Raw genomic sequence first — 19899 nt, 5'->3', positions numbered from 1 at the left:
AGCGTGAGGAGCAGCCCCATGGCGGCGTATCAATATGTGTATCACATGCAAGGCGTGTCTAAGACCTATCCGGGCGGCAAGAAATGCTTTGAAAACATTCACTTGAACTTTTTGCCCGGCGTGAAGATCGGTGTCGTTGGTGTCAACGGCGCGGGTAAATCCACGCTGTTGAAGATCATGGCAGGCTGGGACAAGGACTTTCAGGGCGAAGCATGGAAGGCCGAAGGCGCGCATGTAGGCTACTTGCCACAAGAGCCAAAGCTCGATGAAACGCTCGATGTGCGCGGCAATGTGATGCTGGGCGTTGCCGATAAAAAGGCGACTTTGGATCGCTATAACGAACTCGCGATGAACTATTCTGACGAGACCGCCGACGAGATGGCGGAGCTTCAGGACAAGATCGACGCGGAAAACCTCTGGGACTTGGACAGCCAGATCGACGTCTCGATGGAGGCCCTGCGCTGCCCGCCAGATGACGCCGACGTCACGACGCTCTCTGGTGGTGAGGCGCGCCGCGTTGCGCTCTGCAAATTGCTGCTGGAACAGCCCGACATGCTGCTGCTCGACGAGCCGACCAACCACCTTGACGCGGAAACCATCGCTTGGCTGCAAAAGCACCTGATCGACTACAAAGGCACGATCCTCTGCGTCACGCACGACCGTTATTTCCTCGATGACATCACCAGCTGGATCCTCGAGCTGGATCGCGGCAAGGGCATCCCATACGAGGGCAACTATTCCTCATGGCTTGAGCAAAAGGCGAAACGCCTCGCGCAGGAAGCGCGCGAAGACAAGTCCAAGCAAAAGACGCTTGAGCGCGAACTCGAATGGATGCGTCAGGGCGCGAAGGCACGTCAGGCGAAGTCCAAGGCGCGTATCACCGCCTATAACGAACTCGCGAACCAGTCAGAGCGTGACAAGGTCGGCCGTGCGCAGATCGTCATTCCGAACGGTCCACGCCTTGGGAACAAGGTGATCGAGGTCGCTGGTCTGAAAAAAGCGATGGGCGACAAGCTGTTGATCGAGAACCTCTCCTTTGATCTGCCCCCCGGTGGCATTGTCGGCGTGATCGGCCCAAACGGCGCGGGTAAATCCACGCTCTTTAAGATGCTGACAGGGCAGGAAAAACCTGACGAAGGCACGGTTGAATACGGCGATACCGTGCAGCTCTCTTACGTCGATCAATCCCGCGACGATCTGAGCGATGATGAGACCGTGTGGGAAGCGATTTCCGGCGGCTCCGAGATCATCGCGCTGGGCGATGCGGAAGTGAACAGCCGCGCCTATTGCTCGTCTTTCAACTTCAAGGGCGGCGATCAACAAAAGAAGGTGAACCTGCTGTCAGGTGGTGAGCGCAACCGTGTCCACATGGCGCGTTTGCTCAAAGAGGGCGGCAACGTGCTGCTGCTCGACGAGCCTACCAACGATCTGGACGTTGAAACCCTGCGCGCGCTTGAAGACGCTTTGGTCGATTTTGCAGGCTGCGCCGTGGTGATTTCGCACGACCGTTTCTTCCTCGACCGTATCTGCACGCACATGCTCGCCTTTGAGGGCGATGCGCATGTGGAATGGTTCGAGGGCAACTTCGAGGACTACGAAGAAGACAAAAAGCGCCGTTTGGGTGCGGATGCGTTGGAGCCGAAGCGGATCAAGCATAAGAAGTTCGCGAGATAGATTTCTCAACCGACGCTTGCATTTCTTGATTTAACTGTTGATGTTGTCGGAGGATGTAAGCGTCGGTTTGGAGTAAATATGATTACCTTTTCCCTTAATACCTTTATCAAAGTTTGCCTTTTAGATACTGGCGGACGCATTTCCGAGATCCAAAAGAAGTTGGAACCGGGCAGTGGGTACGATTTCTACCATAGCTTTCAACGGGCTACGAAGCTTAGCTTTTCGGGTGAACACATTGAAGAGATAAACGAAGTACTTGATGCGCCAGTTAAAAAGGTAGAGCGGGATTATAACCGTGCTGCCTTTGAAAAAGTAAAAAGCAAATTTGGGAAGCAAAAAAATATTGAGACATTAGAAGCAAAAACGAGTCTGAAATTTCCAAAATTTGATGTCGAAATTTCCGTTGATCCACTTCTGTCATTTGAAAAAAGTGGATCAATTCAAACATTGTCTTTTTGGCTTGCGCAAAAACCGGAGCTCACTCAACGTTATGCTGCTGTTGCGTGTTACCTGATGAGGGAGGCTTATAAAGACTCGCCTCTGGCCAACTCCAACTTCTTTTATCACGATACAATCAAAGGTAAGACGTACTCTGAAAAGCAAATTACGGCTAACACTAGCCTAATTTTGGAAGCTGATCTAAGTGTACTTTCGAAAATGCTAAAAGAATTGTAGTTCTACCCTTTCGGCACCCATCCAACAATCTGACCCATCTTCATCGCACCTGACTGGCGTTTGACTTCGCGGCCGTTCTGCCATGCGATCATCGTTGGGATGCCGCGGATGCCGAGGCGCTGGGACGGGGCAGGGTGGCTTTCCGTGTTCAGCTTCACAAGGCGCGCTTTGCCGGTGAGGGCTTTGGCGGCTTTGTCGAACTCTGGTCCCATCATTTTGCACGGCCCGCACCACGGGGCCCAGAAATCCACGACCAACGGCACGTCATCGCTCGCGCTGGCTTTGGTGAAAATCGCGGGGGTGATCTCTATGGCTTTGGCGGGCATCAGCGCAGTGCCGCAAGAGCCGCATTTCGGGCCATCGCCCAGCTTGTCATACGGCACGCGGTTGAGCTGCGCGCATTTCAGGCAGGTGAGTTTTTTGCCAGCCATTTTGATCTCCTAAGACATATTCTGAAAATTAGATATGTACGTTGTGTGCGGTTTCAAGACGGGAAAAGCGCGATCCAGATGCCTGCGAACATGAACATGCCGCCGAACGTAACCCATGTGTGCCAAATCGAGTAACGAAATGGCAATGTTTTGCGCGCATAGAAGATCGTGCCGATGGCATAGCATGCACTGCCGGCAAGGATGCACGACGCTGTGGTGGCGGAGATGTCTTGCAGATCGGGCAGGGCAAGCAGACCAATTGCGCCAAGCGCGAGATAGGAGGCGGTTGACCATTTAGATTTGACTTCGGGATTGGTGATTTTGTTCCACATCGCAAGGAAGCTCAGTGCCCAACATAGTGTTAGGATGATCAGGGCGCGGCTTGTTCCTGCTAGAACCAAGAGCGGTGTAAAGGTGCCAGTGATGCTAAGGTAGATCGCAGCGTGATCAATGCGGCGCAGCAGTTTGCGGCGCTCGTGCCATGGTGCGAAATGGTAAAAACAAGAGGCTTGGTTCGATATCACTGCGCAGAGAACATAAACGAAGACGGATGCGATGAGAGGTGGAGCAAGGCTTTGGAAAGACGTGCGGAGCAAAATTGCGCCAGCGATCAGAGTGAACAACAGTGCAAAGGCGTGAACAGCCATGTCTGCGCGGCGGTGGGAAAGGGTTTGGCTCGGATACATCGACAATCTTACCATTGGCGGTTTTTGAGCTGGATAGGAAACGAACTCGGATCTGTCGAGGGGGCAGTTCGCATGACCTTACGTGGCTGTGATCAGCGAAGCATTGATTTCTGCTCGATTTCTGGCAGATTGTTGCCAATTGGGAAACTGAAGGACGAGTGTTGATGATTTCGAACAACTTTTCGCGACGGGCATTTATTCAAACGAGTGCGGCTGGCGTGCTTCTTCCGCAGTTCGCGCATGCGCAAGAGTATCAAGTGCCTGAGCAGTTCAAGCCGCAATACGTCCGAATCAAGGGTGACATTGCTCCGGGACAACTGCTTATTCTGCCGCGCTCGCATTTCTTGTATTGGGTCGAGGCTAAGAACAAAGCGGTTCGTTATGGTGTCGGCGTTGGCAAAGCGGGACTGGAGTTCACAGGCACGGCAACGATCGACGTTAAGAAAGAATGGCCTACTTGGCGCCCGACTGATGAAATGATCGAGCGCGAGCCAAAGGCCTATGGCAAGTACAAAGGGAACCTGGACGCGATGCCGGGTGGTCCCAGCAATCCATTGGGAGCACGTGCGCTGTATCTATTCCAGAACGGTAAAGACACCTATTTCCGTATTCACGGTACGACACAGCCAAAGTCAATCGGCCGTTCCGTGTCGAATGGTTGTATCCGAATGATAAACAGCCATGTAACTGACCTTTACGATCGTGTTCCAATTGGGACAACTGTAACGGTTCTTTAAGGCAAAACGACAAAACCTATACGAATGGGTATTCTAGATATCCGTTTCCTCTCAAAAGAAATGAGATAAAGGCTTTCTGGAAATTGGAAATGTTGATATGCTGAATTTAGGCAATGTAGCGTTTATTTAGTGCTAGCCTCACTCACGGAAATACGCAGTGCCAAAAGGCGCTGCGTATTTTCGTTTGAAGTGGCGCTTTATGTTATATGTCGCGCACGGGCACCGCGCTCGATCGCAGCAGCGTGCAAGCGGTCGATATTCAGCTCGTAACGGATTTCTTCCAAGATCCGCAATTCGCTTTCTTGTAGGGTGCCATCAGCTGCAGCAACATCGCAGGCCAGCGCATATGCTGTTTCGTGCAAACGTTCGGGCAAGTTATCTTTGATCAAACCAAATAGCGCATCAAGGCCATCTTCCTGTTCAAACAGATCGAAAACTGTTTGCGCCATAACGTTCATACGGTCGATGTCATAGTCTGCGAAAACCGGCAGATTGTTCACCGCCGACTGAATTTTGACGAGTTCAACAGTTCGAATGTCTTCATCAGAGGCAGAGACGGCGATCATCAATGCTACGAGGCAATCTTGCGGGCTGAGAGGGTGGGGCGCGGCTTGGGTCACGGTGTGATCTGCTTTCCTTAATTGGCACCTGAGGATGCATATGCAGAATATTGACGAAAACCCCTGCATTCAATAGGTAGCGCGCATACGCCTGCCCATTCGGGCAGGTTTCTTTTTTGGAGACCCGATATGTCTGATCTGCGCGAAGTTGCGATGAGCTCAAAAGCCTGGCCGTTTGAAGAAGCGCGCCGCGTGCTCAAACGCTATAAAAAGGGCGCACCAGAGAAGGGATATGTGTTGTTTGAGACTGGCTATGGTCCGTCTGGTCTTCCACACATTGGCACGTTTGGGGAAGTTTCGCGAACCACTATGATTATGCGAGCGTTTCAGGAGATAAGTGATCTGCCAACGAAACTCGTTTGCTTTTCAGATGATCTGGATGGGATGCGCAAAGTACCGAGCAACGTGCCAAACGCCGAGAGCTTGACCGAGCATTTGCAAAAGCCGTTGACCTCTGTGCCGGACCCGTTTGGTGAATACGAGAGTTTTGGGCACCATAACAACGCGATGTTGCGCCGTTTCCTCGATACTTTTGGCTTCGAATATGATTTTTACAGCGCGACAGAATTTTACGGCTCCGGTCAGTTTGATGAGGTTCTGAAGCGTGCGGTCGATAAATATGACGCTATTATGGAGGTCATGCTGGCGTCTTTGCGCGAAGAGCGTCGCCAAACATACTCAATTTTCTTACCGTTTCATCCAGAGACGGGGCGCGTTTTATATGTGCCGATGAAGTCGGTAAATCGCTCGGACTACACGGTTACGTTTGATGATGAAGAGGGACGGGAATGGACCGTTCCTGTTACAGGCGGGAACGTGAAGTTGCAGTGGAAGCCAGATTTTGGCGCACGTTGGGCTGCTTTGGGCGTAGACTTTGAGATGTATGGCAAGGACCATTCAACAAATACGCCGATCTACGACAAGATTTGTCGAATCCTAGGCATGCCCGCGCCCGAACACTTCACTTATGAGTTGTTCTTGGACGAAAACGGACAGAAAATTTCCAAAACCTCTGGCAACGGCGTGTCTATTGATCAGTGGCTCACCTATGCGTCGTCAGAGAGCCTTTCATACTTTATGTATCAAAAGCCAAAGACTGCTAAGCGGATGCACTTTGATGTGATCCCGAAGGCCGTAGATGAGTACCATCAGCAGTTGCGCGCTTATGAGGGGCAAGACGCGAAAGCGCGATTGAACAATCCAGTTTGGCATATTCATGGTGGGGATGTTCCGCAAAGCAAAATGGTTGTGCCGTTCTCTATGCTTTTGAATCTCGCATCGGTGTCCGGAGCTGAGGATAAGGATCAACTATGGGGCTTTATTCAACGCTATGCGCCTGAAGCAAGCGCTCAAACCAATCCGGACATGGATCAAGCTGCCGGCTTTGCTGTTCGCTATTACAATGATTTTGTGAAGCCTGCCAAAGTGTTCCGCGCACCAACCGAGCTGGAGAAAGATGCTTTGATTGAGCTTCGCGATGGCCTGAAGGCATGGGACAAGGGGCTTGATGCGGAAGAGTTGCAAAGCCTCGTTTTCGCCTGTGGGCGCGAACGTTTTGATCCGCTACGTGGCTGGTTCACGGCACTTTATGAAGTGCTGCTTGGTGCAAGCCAGGGACCGCGTTTTGGTGGGTTTATTGCGCTTTTTGGCGTTGAGGAAACTATTGCACTAATTGACAGCGCGCTTGCGGGTGAATTGGTCTAATTTGACTTAATCGCAATCTAGGATAGCTTTCCTTCCAGTTATTGGGAGGAAAGCTGCAATGCCAATTCGATTTTTCACAATACTAACACTGGTTGTTTCGCTATGCTTTACGAGCGGGGTGAAAGCTGAGCAAAGCGCTAAGCCCGCCATCGTGGATACAATCCAAAACCAACTTGATGCACTAAAGCTCGATGATTTCGAGCGGGCCTTCAATTACGCCAGCCCAACGATAAAGCAACTTTTTGGCACGCCACAGAACTTCGGCAAGATGGTGGCCAAAGGATATCCCATGGTTCACCGGCCAGCAGATGTCCGGTTTCTTGATCTGCGCGAAATAGCCGGGGCGCTCTATCAAAAGGTGCAGGTTCAAGACTTGAATGGTCGTATTCATTTTCTGGACTATCAAATGATGAAGAGCGAAAATGGATGGAAAATCAATGGCGTGCAATTTCTTGGGACCTCTGATTTCTCTGCGTAACGTCATGATTTGAGCGACCTTGCAGAGCACCGTTACGGTGCTCTCAAATTGTTTTAACTCTTCTTTCGCACTCTTACGCCCACGTTTGGCGGCATTTGCCGTTGCAGGCGTTTTGGAAACGGGCGCGCTTTGCGGCCCTCGGCGGAAGAGGAAATTCCATGAACAAAGCGATCACCGATGGCGTGGTTCTTATGCCTACCGCATTTGCGCAGGGTCTTAATGTCTGGGCGCGCGGCGACGGAACACCAGGGTCGGATACCTATGCTGGAACTGCGACAGCAGCCTATGTTCCTTCGGATTTGGACTTTAGTGGGTGTTTGGAAATCCAAAAAACGGATGCAACTCAAAAGTTGCGTTATATGGGGGAAACCCCGTTGTTGCCGGGCTGTTATCTTAGAATTACTGCCCGAATAAAGGCGATGAGCGGACCACTTCCCACCGTGAGAATTGCGGGGTGGGCTGGAAGCTCTGGCGGCTCCCACGTCAGCGGTCTGAACGAGACGGGTAACTCCGTCAGCTTGACGAGCTATGGTGAAATCATAGAGATCAGTGCGATTGTTGGTTCAGGCCAGCGAACCGGTGTTGATATGGTTTGGGGTCGGGAGCCACTCTTTGGACATTTCGGTCTCGATTTGACGGGGCCGAATGGTGGGGTCGTGCGCATTGATGACATTATTGTCGAAGACATAACCAGCGCGTTCCACCGCGATATGATGAACATCGTGGATGTCAGAGACTTTGGGGCGATTGGTGATGGGACAACAGATGATCACGCGGCGTTTGTCGCGGCGGATCAGGCTGCGGATGGTCGCAAGATTTTCGTGCCGTCGGGCACCTATTTCATTGGGTCATCGCTGACCTTAAACGAAAAGATCGAATTTGAAGGCCAAATCACGATGGATGCTGGCGACATCCTGTCCTTGGTCAAAGACTACGATCTGCCAAAATACATTGAGGCCTTTGGCGGCGATGAAGAACTGGCGTTTCGAAAAGCCTTTCAAGCGCTTTTCAACAATGCAGATCATGAAACGCTTGATCTTGGCGGGCGGCGGGTCACGATAACCGAGCCATTGGACATGCATGCTATTGAAGGCTCGCGCGATAGTTTCGCTCAGCGTCGCGTCATTCGAAATGGTCAGCTATATGTTTCGGACGGACCCGAGTGGAACGTCGATGTGACGACATCCGCTGCAAGTTACAGCACTTCGAATGACGACAGGCTGTACAACGTTACAAATGTTGCGAACATTAAGGTCGGCTCACTCGTACAAGGGACGGGCGTCGGACGCGAAGTCTATGTCCGTGAAGTAAATGTCGCCGCAAAAGAGCTGCGTTTGTCTGGTCCGCTTTATGACGCTGTGGGTCGTCAGACGTTCGGATTTCAACGCTTTAAGTATGTTCTTGATTTCAGCGGATTTGCTTTGGTTAGCCAGCTTGTACTGCTTGATCTGGAGATACTGTGTCGTGGATATGCATCGGGCATCATGCTCCCCCGTTCTGGCGTCGCGAATACGATAAAGAATTGCTTTATTACCCGACCGAAGGATCGCGGCATCACTTCGATCGGTAGTGGTTGCCAAGGTATGTTTGTTGAGGGCTGCCAGTTCATTACGAACGAGGGCGGTGAAGACGCGCAAAACCGCACTTCTATTGGCATGAACGCGAACGGCAACGATCTCAAAATTCGCGATAACCGCGCAAGTCAGTTTCGACATTTTGCAGTTTTGGGCGGACAGAATTTTGTCATGTCTGGCAACCATGTGTTTCAAGGCGACAGTAAAAAAGATGGTGCGCGTTTGGCGGGATTTGTCTTTACCCGTACAAATGTAAACCATACGTTTACCGCAAATTATGTAGACAATTGTCACGTTGAGTGGACGAATGAATCGACGTCGTCACCTGATAACTCAGGTGGATTTTCCTTCAGCGCACTTTCGATCACGAATAATGTTTTCCTGTGTAGTGATGTTGCGCCTTGGTTTTCGTTCGTTGTGATCAAACCCTATGGGACCGGTCACACGCTGCGCGGCTTTACAATGACGGGTAATATGTTTCGTTCGACCAAAGGTACTATTGATCGTGTAGAGCGGATAAACACGACGTTTGCGACGCTTAACCTCTCAGCTGTGCGCGACGTGAGCGTGTCAGGGAATATGTTTTTGAACGTTGTGACGGGAACAGAAAACCCGCTGACCTTGGACTACTCTCAGGGCAATCATTCGAAGAATTGGTTTGTTTCCTTCGCGGGGCGATTGCCGTTCGCGGCGCGCGCTTTGCGTGTCACGTCATTGATCAATCGCAGCAAGATCAAGTCTGTTGCGAACGTAAACCAATATACGGTTCCTTGGATCACACCGGAACAGGGCAACAATGGCGATGTAGTTGAACTCGCTTGGGAAAAAGAGGTGGCAGGTACTGTCACACTTACCGCGCGCATGGACGATTAGACCTAGAATTCTTGCCAGACCCCAAGCTTTAACTTGGGGTCTGACGTGCGCTTCAAGTCAAACACGATCCCCATTTCTATGGTTTGGCTCTTGTTGATTTGGTAGGCATAAGAGGGTGTTAGCGTAAAAGTTCGCTTGCCTGTGTCCGAACGATGCGCGGAGAATGATCCGATGAGTTTGCTCTTGCTCAAGTTTACGCCGAGCGAGGCATCTAGATTTTGGGTGGATGCGCGAGTGTTCGGATTGATCAACGAATGCACATCCATTGAATACCAGCCTGAGAGTTTCCCAAACTGAAGGCCCGTTCCATAAGAGCCCCCCATTCGCAGGACTGGATTGCCAAGATATTGGCCGCCGCCAATATCAAGCGCGAATTGGTGACGCGCATCAGCGTCGCTAAGGGAGTACCTCACAAAAGCAACGGCTTTGAGTTTGCTGACCAACGTTGCATCTGAGCTACCAAGATCAAGCCCTAATGTAAGGCGCTGTCCAAGGCCAAACTCGGCATATCCGCTCCCGTAAATGTCTGGTAGCTCGATAGCGCGCCCTTGAGGCCACGAAAAAATCCCAGAGGCAGAGGCAAAGACCTTTCCCTTTCCGCGTGGCCAGGCACCTGCGTGTAACGACTGACACGCGATTAACAACGCGCTCAGTAATGAAAAAAATGTCCTCCAATGCATAAGCAACTCCACAGCAGAGACGATATGCGGCAATTCTTGAACAATTGGTTAATGCATGTGTCGCCTAGTTCTGGTGTTAAGCCGCCTTGCGCGATATTGGGGAGGCCAAAGAAGGGCGTAACATGACAGATTTGCAAGAACTTGAACGGCTTATCAAAGCTGATAGTGCAGAGCGTGGGCAGGCCGTTAGCAACCTTGGCTATTTCTGTGCGCCATTTCGCCCTAAGAATGGTCCGCTTTCGGACAAAATCATTAAAGTATATCGCGGTCTGCGTAATCTGGCCGAGCTGGAACGCCTCGCGAAATGTCATGATGACTATGTCGATGCGCTTGCTTTGACGGGGGTGGAGCTGCCTCAAACCGAATTTCACCTGCTCGACATCGACGGAACGCGTATTCCTGTCATCGTGCAAGAAGCACTGCCTGCGGATAGCATGATGCGTCCTCAAATTATCGCGGCTGATCTCGAAAATGCCGTTGAAATGATGGAAGCGGCTGGCCAAGTGATCGCAACGTTCTGGAACAATGCAGACAGAGTCGATGCGCGCGTCGGCTTTCACCCTTCAATCCGCAATTTCGCGTATCTGGACGGGAAAGCGTTGTTTTTTGATACATTTCCGCCGCTCATTCACTATTCGCGCGATGAGATGGGAAAGATGTTGCTCACGTTTTCGGACAAGCGTTTGATGCGTTGGGTCGGTCCATTATTGCAAAAGAAGGTAACGGGCATTCAAGATGAATGGTACTCTGCTCCTGAAACGTTGATCGGCCTTGTGGGTAGCGCCTGCCGCTTGCGCCCGAATGACAGCGATGCTTTCTTGGAGTGGGGGCAAGGTTTTGCACGTCGCGCAATGCCGCGTTGGGCGGAAGAGGCGATACCAGAAATGAAGGCCCCGCCAAAACTCCCCGCATATTGGACGGGTTTTCGAAAAGTTCTTGGCCTACAAGGAGAGCCAAATGTTTAAATTGATTTCCAGCCTTAGCGCTGTGGCGTTGTTGGCAGCTTGTGTGCCTGCAAAAGAGGCGAGCACGCCGGACACGTGCCCAAAATCTCAGTTCAGCGGGATAATTGGAACGGACGTGAATGCAGCGGTATTGCCCTTAACTCTGACGTACCGCGTTATTTATCCAGGGGACGTTGTGACCATGGATCACGCACCCGAGCGATTAAATATTGATGTTGATGACAATGGTATCGTTTCTGGCCTGCGCTGTGGGTAGACCCATCTAGCCGACCTTTACGCGGGACGAACAAGCTAGGGTGCGTGGTTCCCACACCCCCTAGCTTCGTTTCCGCCTTGGCTTGACGCCGCCACGTTGCCCCGGCCGTCCAGCGGTACTGCGACCCGCTTTTTGCTGCGCATCGCTCACAGCCTCTTCAATCACCGATTGCCGCGCCATCGGATCATCTGACACTGCTAGATCAACCGCTTCCAAACGCTTCACTTCATCGCGAAGTCGCGCGGCTTCTTCAAACTCAAGGTTCTCGGCTGCTTTGCGCATATCCGTTCTAAGCCCATCCAAGACCGCTTGCAGATTTGCGCCCGCCAAAGGCTTGTCGACTTTCGCGGTGACGCGGTTCATATCCACATCGCCTTTGTAAAGGCCGGCCAAAACATCCTCGACGTTTTTCTTAACCGTCGCAGGGGTGATCCCGTGTTCAGCGTTATAAGCAATTTGCTTGTCTCGGCGCCGATCGGTTTCTTTCAATGCGCGCTCCATCGAACCTGTTATGCGATCTGCATACATGATCACGCGCCCGTCCGCATTTCGTGCAGCGCGGCCAATCGTTTGGATCAATGAGGTCTCCGAGCGCAGGAAGCCCTCTTTGTCGGCGTCCAAAATGGCGACCAATCCGCATTCAGGAATATCTAAGCCCTCGCGCAAAAGGTTAATGCCAATCAGCACATCAAAGGCGCCAAGACGCAGATCGCGCAGGATTTCGATGCGCTCGAGCGTATCAATATCGCTGTGCATGTAGCGCACCTTTATGCCTTGTTCGTGCATATATTCGGTCAAGTCTTCCGACATACGTTTGGTCAAGGTTGTAACCAGCGTTCGGAAACCGTCCGCCGTTACCCGGCGCACTTCATCCAACAGATCATCAACCTGCATGTCGACAGGACGGATTTCCACTTTGGGATCCAAAAGCCCCGTTGGTCGAATGATTTGCTCGGTGAAAACACCGCCTGTTTGCTCCATTTCCCATTTGGACGGGGTCGCGGAAACAAAGACCGATTGCGGACGCATTGCATCCCATTCCTCAAATTTCAAAGGACGGTTGTCCATGCAAGACGGTAAGCGGAATCCATGCTCGGCAAGCGTCATTTTCCTGCGGAAATCGCCCTTATACATCGCGCCAATCTGCGGCACGGAAACATGGCTCTCATCGGCAAACACAATCGCATTGTCGGGGATGAACTCGAACAGGGTGGGGGGCGGCTCGCCCGGCGCGCGGCCGGTGAGATAGCGTGAATAGTTCTCAATCCCATTGCACACACCTGTGGCTTCCAGCATTTCGAGGTCGAAATTCGTGCGCTGCTCCAGGCGCTGCGCTTCTAGCAGTTTGCCATCCGCAACCAATTGATCGAGCCGTGTGCGAAGCTCGACTTTGATCTTTTGAATCGCCTGCTGCATCGTCGGCTTGGGGGTCACATAGTGCGAATTCGCGTAAACACGTATCCGCTCCATCGTGTCTTTCTTCTCGCCCGTGAGCGGATCGAACTCTGTAATGCTTTCTAACTCTTCGCCAAAGAATGACAGCTTCCAAGCGCGATCCTCTAAGTGGGCAGGGAAAATTTCCAAGCTATCGCCGCGCACACGAAACGATCCGCGCACAAAAGCCTGATCGTTGCGTTTATACTGCTGGGCAACCAGATCGGCCATGACGCTGCGCTGATCGTAGTTTTTCCCCACCTCCAGATCGAGCGTCATAGCGCCATAGGTTTCAACCGAGCCAATACCGTAAATGCAAGACACCGACGCGATGATGATAACATCGTCCCGCTCCAAAAGCGCGCGGGTTGCTGAGTGACGCATGCGGTCAATCTGCTCGTTGATCTGGCTTTCTTTCTCGATGAACGTATCCGAACGGGCCACATAGGCTTCGGGCTGGTAGTAATCATAAAAGCTGACGAAATATTCGACCGCGTTGTCAGGGAAGAACCCTTTGAATTCACCAAACAGCTGCGCGGCCAAAGTTTTGTTGGGCGCAAGAATAATTGCAGGACGTTGCGTCTGCTGGATCATCTTTGCCATGGTAAAGGTCTTGCCTGTGCCCGTCGCACCAAGCAGGACTTGATCGCGCTCGCCAGCATCAATGCCCTCGCAAAGCTCTTGTATAGCCGTCGGTTGATCGCCTGCCGGTTCAAACTCTGACTTAAGGTCGAACGCGATTCCACCCTCAAGTTTCAGGCGATCCTTCACCGCCTGTTTCGGGGCGTTAAGCAGGGCATCAGACCCATCATTGTGAACAAAAGACATGCGCGACTCGATTTTGCTAGGTTAACCCTACATTTGATCGCTTTTTGTTCTTGTTCAAGAGGGGGAGCTAGGCAACACTAAGCCAGCGTGTTTTAGTTAGCGCAAATCACAGTTTGGATACGTGATGACATTTCGAATTTTTGTTCTTCTAATTACCTTTCTTATGCCAAGCTTGGTGGTCGCCCAGTCTCTGTTTGGGCCTAATACTTGCGCAATTGTTTTATCCTCTAAGCCCAACGAACGCCTCGCAATTCAAGAGGCGCGCACAAGGTTTTCCGACAAAAGTGTAACCATCTATGAGGCGCGCAACGGCTGGTACGCTGTAACGTGGATTGCCGTGTCCACATCTAAAGCGCGCCAAAAATTGGATAGGTTCAAAGCGCAGGGGCAAATCCCCAAAGATGCGCTATGTTCTCAGGGAAAATCCTACATCCGCAAAGCCATACACATTGCCGCCGCTCGCAGCGCCGCCCCGCAAGCGCCCTTTGATGTCGAAGCAAGCCTGTTGTCACCGCTTGATGCAGGTCTTTTGACCCGCGCGGAAAAGAGGTTCTTACAACTCGCACTGGCCTTTGAAGGGGACTATGTCGGTCTCTTGGATGGCTCATGGGGCAAATTCAGCGATCGCGCGATGGCGTCCTATGCGGCGCGTGAATTCAAATCTCGCGCACTTAATTTGCACATGACGACCCTCGCAGCCCGAGTTTATGCGCAGCTTGAGCGCGACGGATGGGCGATGACCTATAATGATGCGTTAGGCATGTCCTACCTGTTCCCGCACGAGGCCTATCGCCAAGGCGCACCATCTAAAGATTTTGCCAACTTCGAGCATTCCAGAAGCTCGCTCAAATTGTCATTGTCCAGAGGGAGCGACGCCAAAGTCACGACGCTGCATCGGTATGCTTTGGATGCCCATCGCGGGTATGAACCCGCTTATACGGTGCGTAAAACCAACTACGCGGTCACGGCGATTACCAAATCCGACAAGAGCCAGCTTTATGTGCGCTCGCATTTTATCAACGGATACTGGTCGTCTGTGACCGTGTCGGCAAATTCGTATGATCTCAATATCTTTCGCGCGGTCACTGCGAGCATTGCCAAGGGTCATTCAGCGGATTTGAGTTTTGAAACCAACGGCTACCTGATGGCAAATATCGAGACCACGGTTGCGGTCCTTGAAGAGCAGAAAAAAAATGACGTCGCCAAAGATTTCGAGCGGGCGCAAGTGACCCCGAACGCGCTGCCTGCAAGGGTAAGCCAAGCGCCCAAACTGGTTGGGACAGGTTCTGGATTTTTGGTGTCTTCGAGCGGCGCGGTTCTCACCAATGAACATGTCACGCAAGGATGCCGCATTATCGAAATCGACGGCAAGCGCGCTGAGCGCGTTGCTGAAAACGCGGCATTTGATCTCGCGCTTCTATCGTTTGAGGCGGGGGAAAACGACAAGGTCGCGCGCTTTGCAAATGGGCCGGCAGGGTTGAACGCAGACATTACCGTCGTTGGCTATCCGCTCAATTCGGTGTTGGGCGGGTTAAACGTGGCACGTGGGGCGGTGTCGGGACAAATCGGAGTAGGGGGCGATGGCACACGCATGCAGATATCTGCGCCCGTGCAGCCGGGTAATTCGGGCGGTCCAGTGCTTGACAAAACAGGGGCGGTTGTTGGCGTTGTTGTCTCTCGTCTCAAAGCGCGAGTTTTGGATGATGGCGCGCTGGACATACCGCAAAACGTCAACTTTGCGATACGGGCAGAAATAGCCAAGCTTTTCTTGTTCCAAAACAACGTACGACCGGCGCTCGCTGGTTTTGAACCGCCAAGGTTAGAGCCAGAGGTATTGGCCAGCTCTGCTGCGAGCTTTACGAAATTGATAAAATGCTATGAGTAAACATGGTCAAATTGCCCGCTTGCGAGGCAGGCGCAAATTGCCCATAACCCAAAGAACACTGGAATCTGAGACTGAGGACTGACATGCGCGCACGGATTTACCAACCTTCCAAAACAGCAATGTCCTCTGGCACGGCAAAAACCCACATCTGGATTTTGGAACATGCACCCGCATCCGCGCGCGCGGTTGATCCGCTGATGGGCTGGACTTCGAGCGATGACATGGATTCGCAAGTGAAGCTGCGCTTTGAAAGCAAAGAAGCGGCCGTTGCTTATGCAGAGGCCCATGGCATCGACGCAATCGTGCGCGAGCCGAACAAGCGTAAGGCGAATATTCGAAGCGGCGGGTACGCCGACAACTTCGCCACAGACCGTCGTGGTCCTTGGACGCACTAACCCACTGACAGTGAACATCTAAATTTTGAAATGGCGTTGTGCTGAAAGGCACTGCGCCTAAAGGCATGTTCAAAACCCCTTGCTCGAAAGCAATCGCTTTGAGTGCTCAAAATCATGCGCAAGACAGAGGCCCTAAAACGACGAAAGGCCACCCGAAGGTGGCCTTGTCATTTCTGCTTGGGTTAGCAGAACCAATTGGAGCGGGCGAGGCGNNCTACCCCTGAGCTACGCCCGCACCGTTTGGTAGGGCGTATTTAGGCTTGTGGCGTCGCGCCCGCAAGAGGAAAATTCACTCATTTCGAGATTTTTTTTGAGAAGGCATAAACTCCCTTAAAACAAGCTATGTACGAGCAGTCCCAGCGCACTCAAAAGGATCATTGTCAGCGTTATCGCGGTGCCAAAGACCCGCGCGCCCATACGCGGGGGAGACGCAGAAAATCCAACCCCATGGGATACACGACCTGCCAGCAACATTAGGCCAAGCAAGTGGACGGCAAAGGCTGGCGCACCTGACATTTCGATCAAGGCCAGCAAAATCAAGCCGATAGGCGCATATTCAGCGCAATTGGCTTGGGCGCGCATTCGTTTAAGCAAACTTTTGTCACCCGCATCCCCAAGCGAGATTCGATTCTTGCGCCTGTAAAAAATGACGCGGCCACTCAGCCACATAAAGAAAAGCGCGATAAGGGCCGCGTAGATTGACGTCACGTTCAGCATAAGACCTCCAATTCACAAATGCGCTGCCGAGCATGACAGGGCGCTTTGCATCTTTCCAGACAAACCTCGCGGTAAGAAGGAGAGCGCAAAGCTGTTCGAAAATCTAAATCAAGCGTTTGTCTTGGCGCGCTCAGAATGGCGGTTCTGTTTGCTCATCGTTGACGCGCAAAATAGCTCTGTAAGTGGGCCTGCGTGACATCGCTCTCGTAGCACAGCGGCGCATAACCGCCTCGCCGCGACCATGCGCTTCGTTTGCCGCATCGATGCCCGGCGCGATCGCGGTTGTAATCGCAGGGGCAGTTGCCGGGGTAGGCGGCAATGCTCTGACGAATGATTGCTTTGCGCGCTTGCGTGATGTCTCGGTTGCTTGGCGTAGCAACAGCCCGCACGCGCGTCTTTTCGGTTTTGGGGGCTGCGCGCGGTGCTGTCGCAGAAACGTATTTGCTCGACACCCAACCAGATAGCTGTGTCCCATCTCTCGCGCCGTTGATCCGTGTCCAGCCACCGCGTTGTTCGATCACCGCAACCTTAGCGCCGTGGGACAACACGCCAATCCGCGCGTTTGATTGCGCTGGCCCGCGGCGTACGTTTAATCGAGTGGCTGTCACATAAAGATACTGTGGCACTTTCAGCGCGCCGCTGCGTTGAAGCGTGTCGTCCTCTGCGCGCCCTAGCGCAACTGGCCGCGCAACATCCGTCAGCAGGCCAGCCTTGTCATTGCTTAGGGCTAGAAGCGGTTGATCAATCTTTGCTTTCGAAAATTCCTTGCTCGTTGGCTCATCATCCGAGACAAGCCAGCCCACAAGGAAAAGCCCGAAAAACACATAACCAAGACCAGAAACCAAACGTCGCATCGTACCCTCTTAACGAAGGTTAACACGTACTGATTGTAGGGCAAGCTTATCCTAGTCCAATTCCACCAGCAGATCCTTAGCGTCAATCTGCGCGCCAGCAGTGACATGCACCGCCTTCACCACGCCATCGCGTTCAGCGTGAATGCCCGTTTCCATCTTCATGGCTTCGATGGTCAAAAGCAAATCGCCTTCTTTTACGCTGCTGCCTGCAACCGCCGCAACCGAGGCCACAACACCTGGCATCGGCGCGCCGATGTGGGTCTCATTGCCTGCATCGGCCTTTGGCCGCGCAGCGGTTGCCGCTTTCACCGATCTGTTGGGCACACGGATGACGCGTGGCTGGCCATTCAGCTCAAAAAAGACCTTAACGTCGCCATCTTCCAGCGTTTCACCAACGGCTTGAAGTCGGATTTCTAAGGTTTTTCCTGGATCGATCTCTGCGGTGATCTCTTCGCCCGATTCCATTCCGTAAAAGAAAGTACGTGTTGGCAATGTGCGCACAGGGCCATAGCTGCGATGACGCCCCATGTAGTCCAAGAACACCTTGGGATACATCAGATAGCCATTCAGATCTTCATCATCGACAGCGCGGCCCTCTAAAAGCTCGGCCACCTTGGCGCGTTCCGCTTCCAAATCGACGGGTGGTAAAGATTTTCCGGGGCGCTCCACGTTTGGCGCATCGCCCTTTAGCACTTTGCCAACAATGCCCTCGGGAAAGCCGCCGGGGGGTTGGCCCAGATTTCCGCGCATCATATCGACAACGCTATCAGGAAAGGCAACATCGGTTTCAGGGTCCTCGACCTCACTGCGGCTAAGTCCTTGGGAAACCATCATCAAAGCCATGTCTCCGACAACTTTGGACGATGGTGTCACTTTAACAATGTCGCCAAACATCTGGTTCACGTCCGCATAGGTGCGCGCAACCTCTGGCCAACGCTCTTCAAGCCCAAGCGAGCGTGCCTGCGCCTTCAAGTTGGTGAACTGACCGCCAGGCATCTCGTGCAAATACACCTCTGAAGCAGGCGCCGCTAGGCCGCTCTCGAACGCCACATATTGCGCGCGCACATGTTCCCAATAGTCAGAAATCTCGCGCACAGCCTCGATATCAAGGCCAGTATCGCGCTCGGTATGGCGTAGCGCCTCAACGACAGAGCCAAGACAAGCTTGCGATGTGCCGCCCGAGAACGCGTCCATCGCCGCATCAACCGCATCAACGCCTGCGTCAGCAGCGGCCAAAATAGTCGCGCCCGCTATGCCAGAGGTGTCATGGGTGTGGAAATGGATCGGTAAACCGACCTCTTCCTTCAGCGCCTTCACCAAGACACGCGCAGCTGCGGGTTTGAGCAACCCAGCCATATCCTTGAGCCCAAGAACATGCGCGCCAGCAGCTTTCAAGTCTTGGCCCATTGAGACATAATATTTCAGATCATATTTCGCGCGCGAGGGGTCCAGAATGTCGCCCGTGTAGCAAATGGTGCCTTCGCAAACCTTATCTGCGTCTATCACGGCATCCATCGCGACGCGCATGTTTTCGACCCAGTTCAGTGAATCAAAGACACGGAAAACATCAACGCCGGTGTTCGCAGCTTGGCGCACAAACTCTTGCACAACGTTATCGGGGTAATTCGTGTAACCAACACCATTAGACGCACGCAGCAGCATTTGCGTCATCACATTTGGCATCGCTGCGCGCAGATCGCGCAAACGTTGCCAAGGGCATTCCTGCAAAAAACGATAGGCAACATCAAAAGTAGCGCCGCCCCAGCATTCGACCGAGAAAAGCTGAGAGAGGTTGCTGGCATAGGCGGGCGCGACTTTGATCATATCAATCGAGCGCATCCGGGTTGCCAGCAATGACTGATGCCCGTCCCGCATTGTTGTATCGGTTATCAAAAGCTGCTTCTGAGCGGCCATCCAATCGGCAAGGCCTTGGGGGCCTTTTTCGTCCAGAATGGTCTTGGTGCCGTAGGGTGCGTGGTCTGCACGCACCGCTGGTGGGCGCGGCGCTTTCAGTTCGGCGGAAGGTGCAGCGCGGCCTGTTGTCTCTGGATGCCCATTAACGGTGATATCCGCAATATATGTCAGGATTTTAGTTGCTCTATCACGCCGTTTCTTGAACTCAAACAGGCCCGGCGTTTTGTCGATAAAGGTCGTTGTGTATTCATTTGACAGAAACGTCGGGTGCTTTAGCAGGTTCTCGACAAAGGCGATGTTGGTCGACACACCGCGAATACGGAACTCGCGTAGGGCGCGGTCCATACGGGCAATCGCCGCTTCTGGTGTTTGCGCGTGTGCCGTCACTTTTACCAACAAACTGTCATAATAACGCGTGATCACACCGCCCGAATAGGCCGTGCCACCATCGAGACGAATACCCATGCCCGTGGCCGAACGATAAGCGGTGATGCGGCCATAATCGGGGATAAAGTTGTT

Annotated in this window: 18 protein-coding genes; 10 read left to right on the top strand and 8 right to left on the bottom strand. The window is 52.7% G+C overall.

Annotation, left to right across the window (positions count from 1 at the left end):
• Nucleotides 1-18: 18 nt before the first annotated feature.
• Both ettA and ACRBCU_RS09180 read left to right on the top strand, forming a co-directional pair.
• On the top strand, nt 19-1674 hold the full coding sequence (gene ettA, locus ACRBCU_RS09185; RefSeq protein ID WP_431365086.1) for an energy-dependent translational throttle protein EttA: 1656 nt from the start codon (nt 19-21) through the stop codon (nt 1672-1674).
• Nucleotides 1675-1752: 78 nt separating this feature from the next.
• A complete protein-coding gene (locus ACRBCU_RS09180; protein ID WP_431365085.1) occupies nt 1753-2349 on the top strand; it encodes a hypothetical protein in 597 nt (198 codons plus the stop codon).
• 2 nt (nt 2350-2351) lie between these two features.
• On the opposite strand, the gene trxC is transcribed toward ACRBCU_RS09180, so the two are convergent.
• Nucleotides 2352-2780, bottom strand: a complete 429-nt coding sequence (trxC, locus tag ACRBCU_RS09175; RefSeq protein WP_431365084.1) for a thioredoxin TrxC — start codon at nt 2778-2780, stop codon at nt 2352-2354.
• Between the two features lie 53 nt (nt 2781-2833).
• Entirely contained in the window at nt 2834-3466 is a 633-nt protein-coding gene (gene trhA / locus ACRBCU_RS09170; RefSeq protein ID WP_431365083.1) for a PAQR family membrane homeostasis protein TrhA, read from the bottom strand.
• Nucleotides 3467-3630: 164 nt separating this feature from the next.
• Here trhA and ACRBCU_RS09165 point away from each other — a divergent pair, with 164 nt between their 5' ends.
• Nucleotides 3631-4203: a L,D-transpeptidase gene (locus tag ACRBCU_RS09165; protein WP_431365082.1), complete on the top strand. Its 573-nt coding sequence runs from the start codon at nt 3631-3633 to the stop codon at nt 4201-4203.
• A gap of 197 nt (nt 4204-4400) precedes the next feature.
• Here the strand turns inward: ACRBCU_RS09165 and ACRBCU_RS09160 are convergent, their stop codons facing one another.
• On the bottom strand, nt 4401-4823 hold the full coding sequence (locus ACRBCU_RS09160) for a tellurite resistance TerB family protein (RefSeq protein WP_431365081.1): 423 nt from the start codon (nt 4821-4823) through the stop codon (nt 4401-4403).
• A 129-nt stretch (nt 4824-4952) separates the two neighbouring features.
• Here ACRBCU_RS09160 and ACRBCU_RS09155 point away from each other — a divergent pair, with 129 nt between their 5' ends.
• The 3 genes from ACRBCU_RS09155 to ACRBCU_RS09145 all read left to right on the top strand — a co-directional run bounded on the left by ACRBCU_RS09155 (nt 4953) and on the right by ACRBCU_RS09145 (nt 9452).
• Nucleotides 4953-6527 (top strand): lysine--tRNA ligase, encoded by a 1575-nt coding sequence (locus tag ACRBCU_RS09155; RefSeq protein ID WP_431365080.1) that lies wholly within the window; start codon nt 4953-4955, stop codon nt 6525-6527.
• A gap of 58 nt (nt 6528-6585) precedes the next feature.
• Nucleotides 6586-7005 carry a DUF4864 domain-containing protein gene (locus ACRBCU_RS09150; RefSeq protein ID WP_431365079.1) on the top strand — a complete coding sequence of 140 codons (420 nt, stop codon included), beginning with the start codon at nt 6586-6588 and terminating at the stop codon, nt 7003-7005.
• 158 nt (nt 7006-7163) lie between these two features.
• Nucleotides 7164-9452 (top strand): glycosyl hydrolase family 28-related protein, encoded by a 2289-nt coding sequence (locus tag ACRBCU_RS09145; RefSeq protein ID WP_431365078.1) that lies wholly within the window; start codon nt 7164-7166, stop codon nt 9450-9452.
• 2 nt (nt 9453-9454) lie between these two features.
• On the opposite strand, the gene ACRBCU_RS09140 is transcribed toward ACRBCU_RS09145, so the two are convergent.
• Nucleotides 9455-10132 carry a hypothetical protein gene (locus ACRBCU_RS09140; protein ID WP_431365077.1) on the bottom strand — a complete coding sequence of 226 codons (678 nt, stop codon included), beginning with the start codon at nt 10130-10132 and terminating at the stop codon, nt 9455-9457.
• A gap of 122 nt (nt 10133-10254) precedes the next feature.
• On the opposite strand from ACRBCU_RS09140, the gene ACRBCU_RS09135 reads away from it, so the two are divergent.
• Complete coding sequence (locus ACRBCU_RS09135) at nt 10255-11097, top strand: DUF6206 family protein (protein ID WP_431365076.1); 843 nt, start codon at nt 10255-10257, stop codon at nt 11095-11097.
• Nucleotides 11090-11353: an I78 family peptidase inhibitor gene (locus ACRBCU_RS09130; protein WP_431365075.1), complete on the top strand. Its 264-nt coding sequence runs from the start codon at nt 11090-11092 to the stop codon at nt 11351-11353. The genes ACRBCU_RS09135 and ACRBCU_RS09130 overlap by 8 nt, the downstream gene beginning before the upstream one ends.
• Nucleotides 11354-11413: 60 nt before the next feature.
• On the opposite strand, the gene uvrB is transcribed toward ACRBCU_RS09130, so the two are convergent.
• Nucleotides 11414-13615, bottom strand: coding sequence for an excinuclease ABC subunit UvrB (gene uvrB / locus ACRBCU_RS09125; protein ID WP_431365074.1), 2202 nt, complete (start codon nt 13613-13615; stop codon nt 11414-11416).
• A 124-nt stretch (nt 13616-13739) separates the two neighbouring features.
• Here uvrB and ACRBCU_RS09120 point away from each other — a divergent pair, with 124 nt between their 5' ends.
• Both ACRBCU_RS09120 and ACRBCU_RS09115 read left to right on the top strand, forming a co-directional pair.
• On the top strand, nt 13740-15500 hold the full coding sequence (locus ACRBCU_RS09120; protein ID WP_431365073.1) for a S1 family peptidase: 1761 nt from the start codon (nt 13740-13742) through the stop codon (nt 15498-15500).
• A gap of 83 nt (nt 15501-15583) precedes the next feature.
• Nucleotides 15584-15895 (top strand): ETC complex I subunit, encoded by a 312-nt coding sequence (locus ACRBCU_RS09115; protein WP_431365072.1) that lies wholly within the window; start codon nt 15584-15586, stop codon nt 15893-15895.
• Between the two features lie 330 nt (nt 15896-16225).
• Here the strand turns inward: ACRBCU_RS09115 and ACRBCU_RS09110 are convergent, their stop codons facing one another.
• The 3 genes from ACRBCU_RS09110 to pyc form a co-directional block, all read right to left on the bottom strand.
• Complete coding sequence (locus tag ACRBCU_RS09110) at nt 16226-16612, bottom strand: MAPEG family protein (RefSeq protein ID WP_431365071.1); 387 nt, start codon at nt 16610-16612, stop codon at nt 16226-16228.
• A 152-nt stretch (nt 16613-16764) separates the two neighbouring features.
• Entirely contained in the window at nt 16765-17466 is a 702-nt protein-coding gene (locus ACRBCU_RS09105; protein ID WP_431365070.1) for an SH3 domain-containing protein, read from the bottom strand.
• A gap of 51 nt (nt 17467-17517) precedes the next feature.
• The coding region (pyc, locus tag ACRBCU_RS09100; protein WP_431365069.1) for a pyruvate carboxylase at nt 17518-19899 on the bottom strand (2382 nt) is incomplete at its 5' end.

It is taken from the genome of Planktotalea sp. (assembly GCF_050633725.1).
GTDB lineage: Bacteria > Pseudomonadota > Alphaproteobacteria > Rhodobacterales > Rhodobacteraceae > Planktotalea.
Note: the sequence above shows the minus strand (reverse complement) of the source record. Positions and strands in the feature narration are given on the sequence as shown.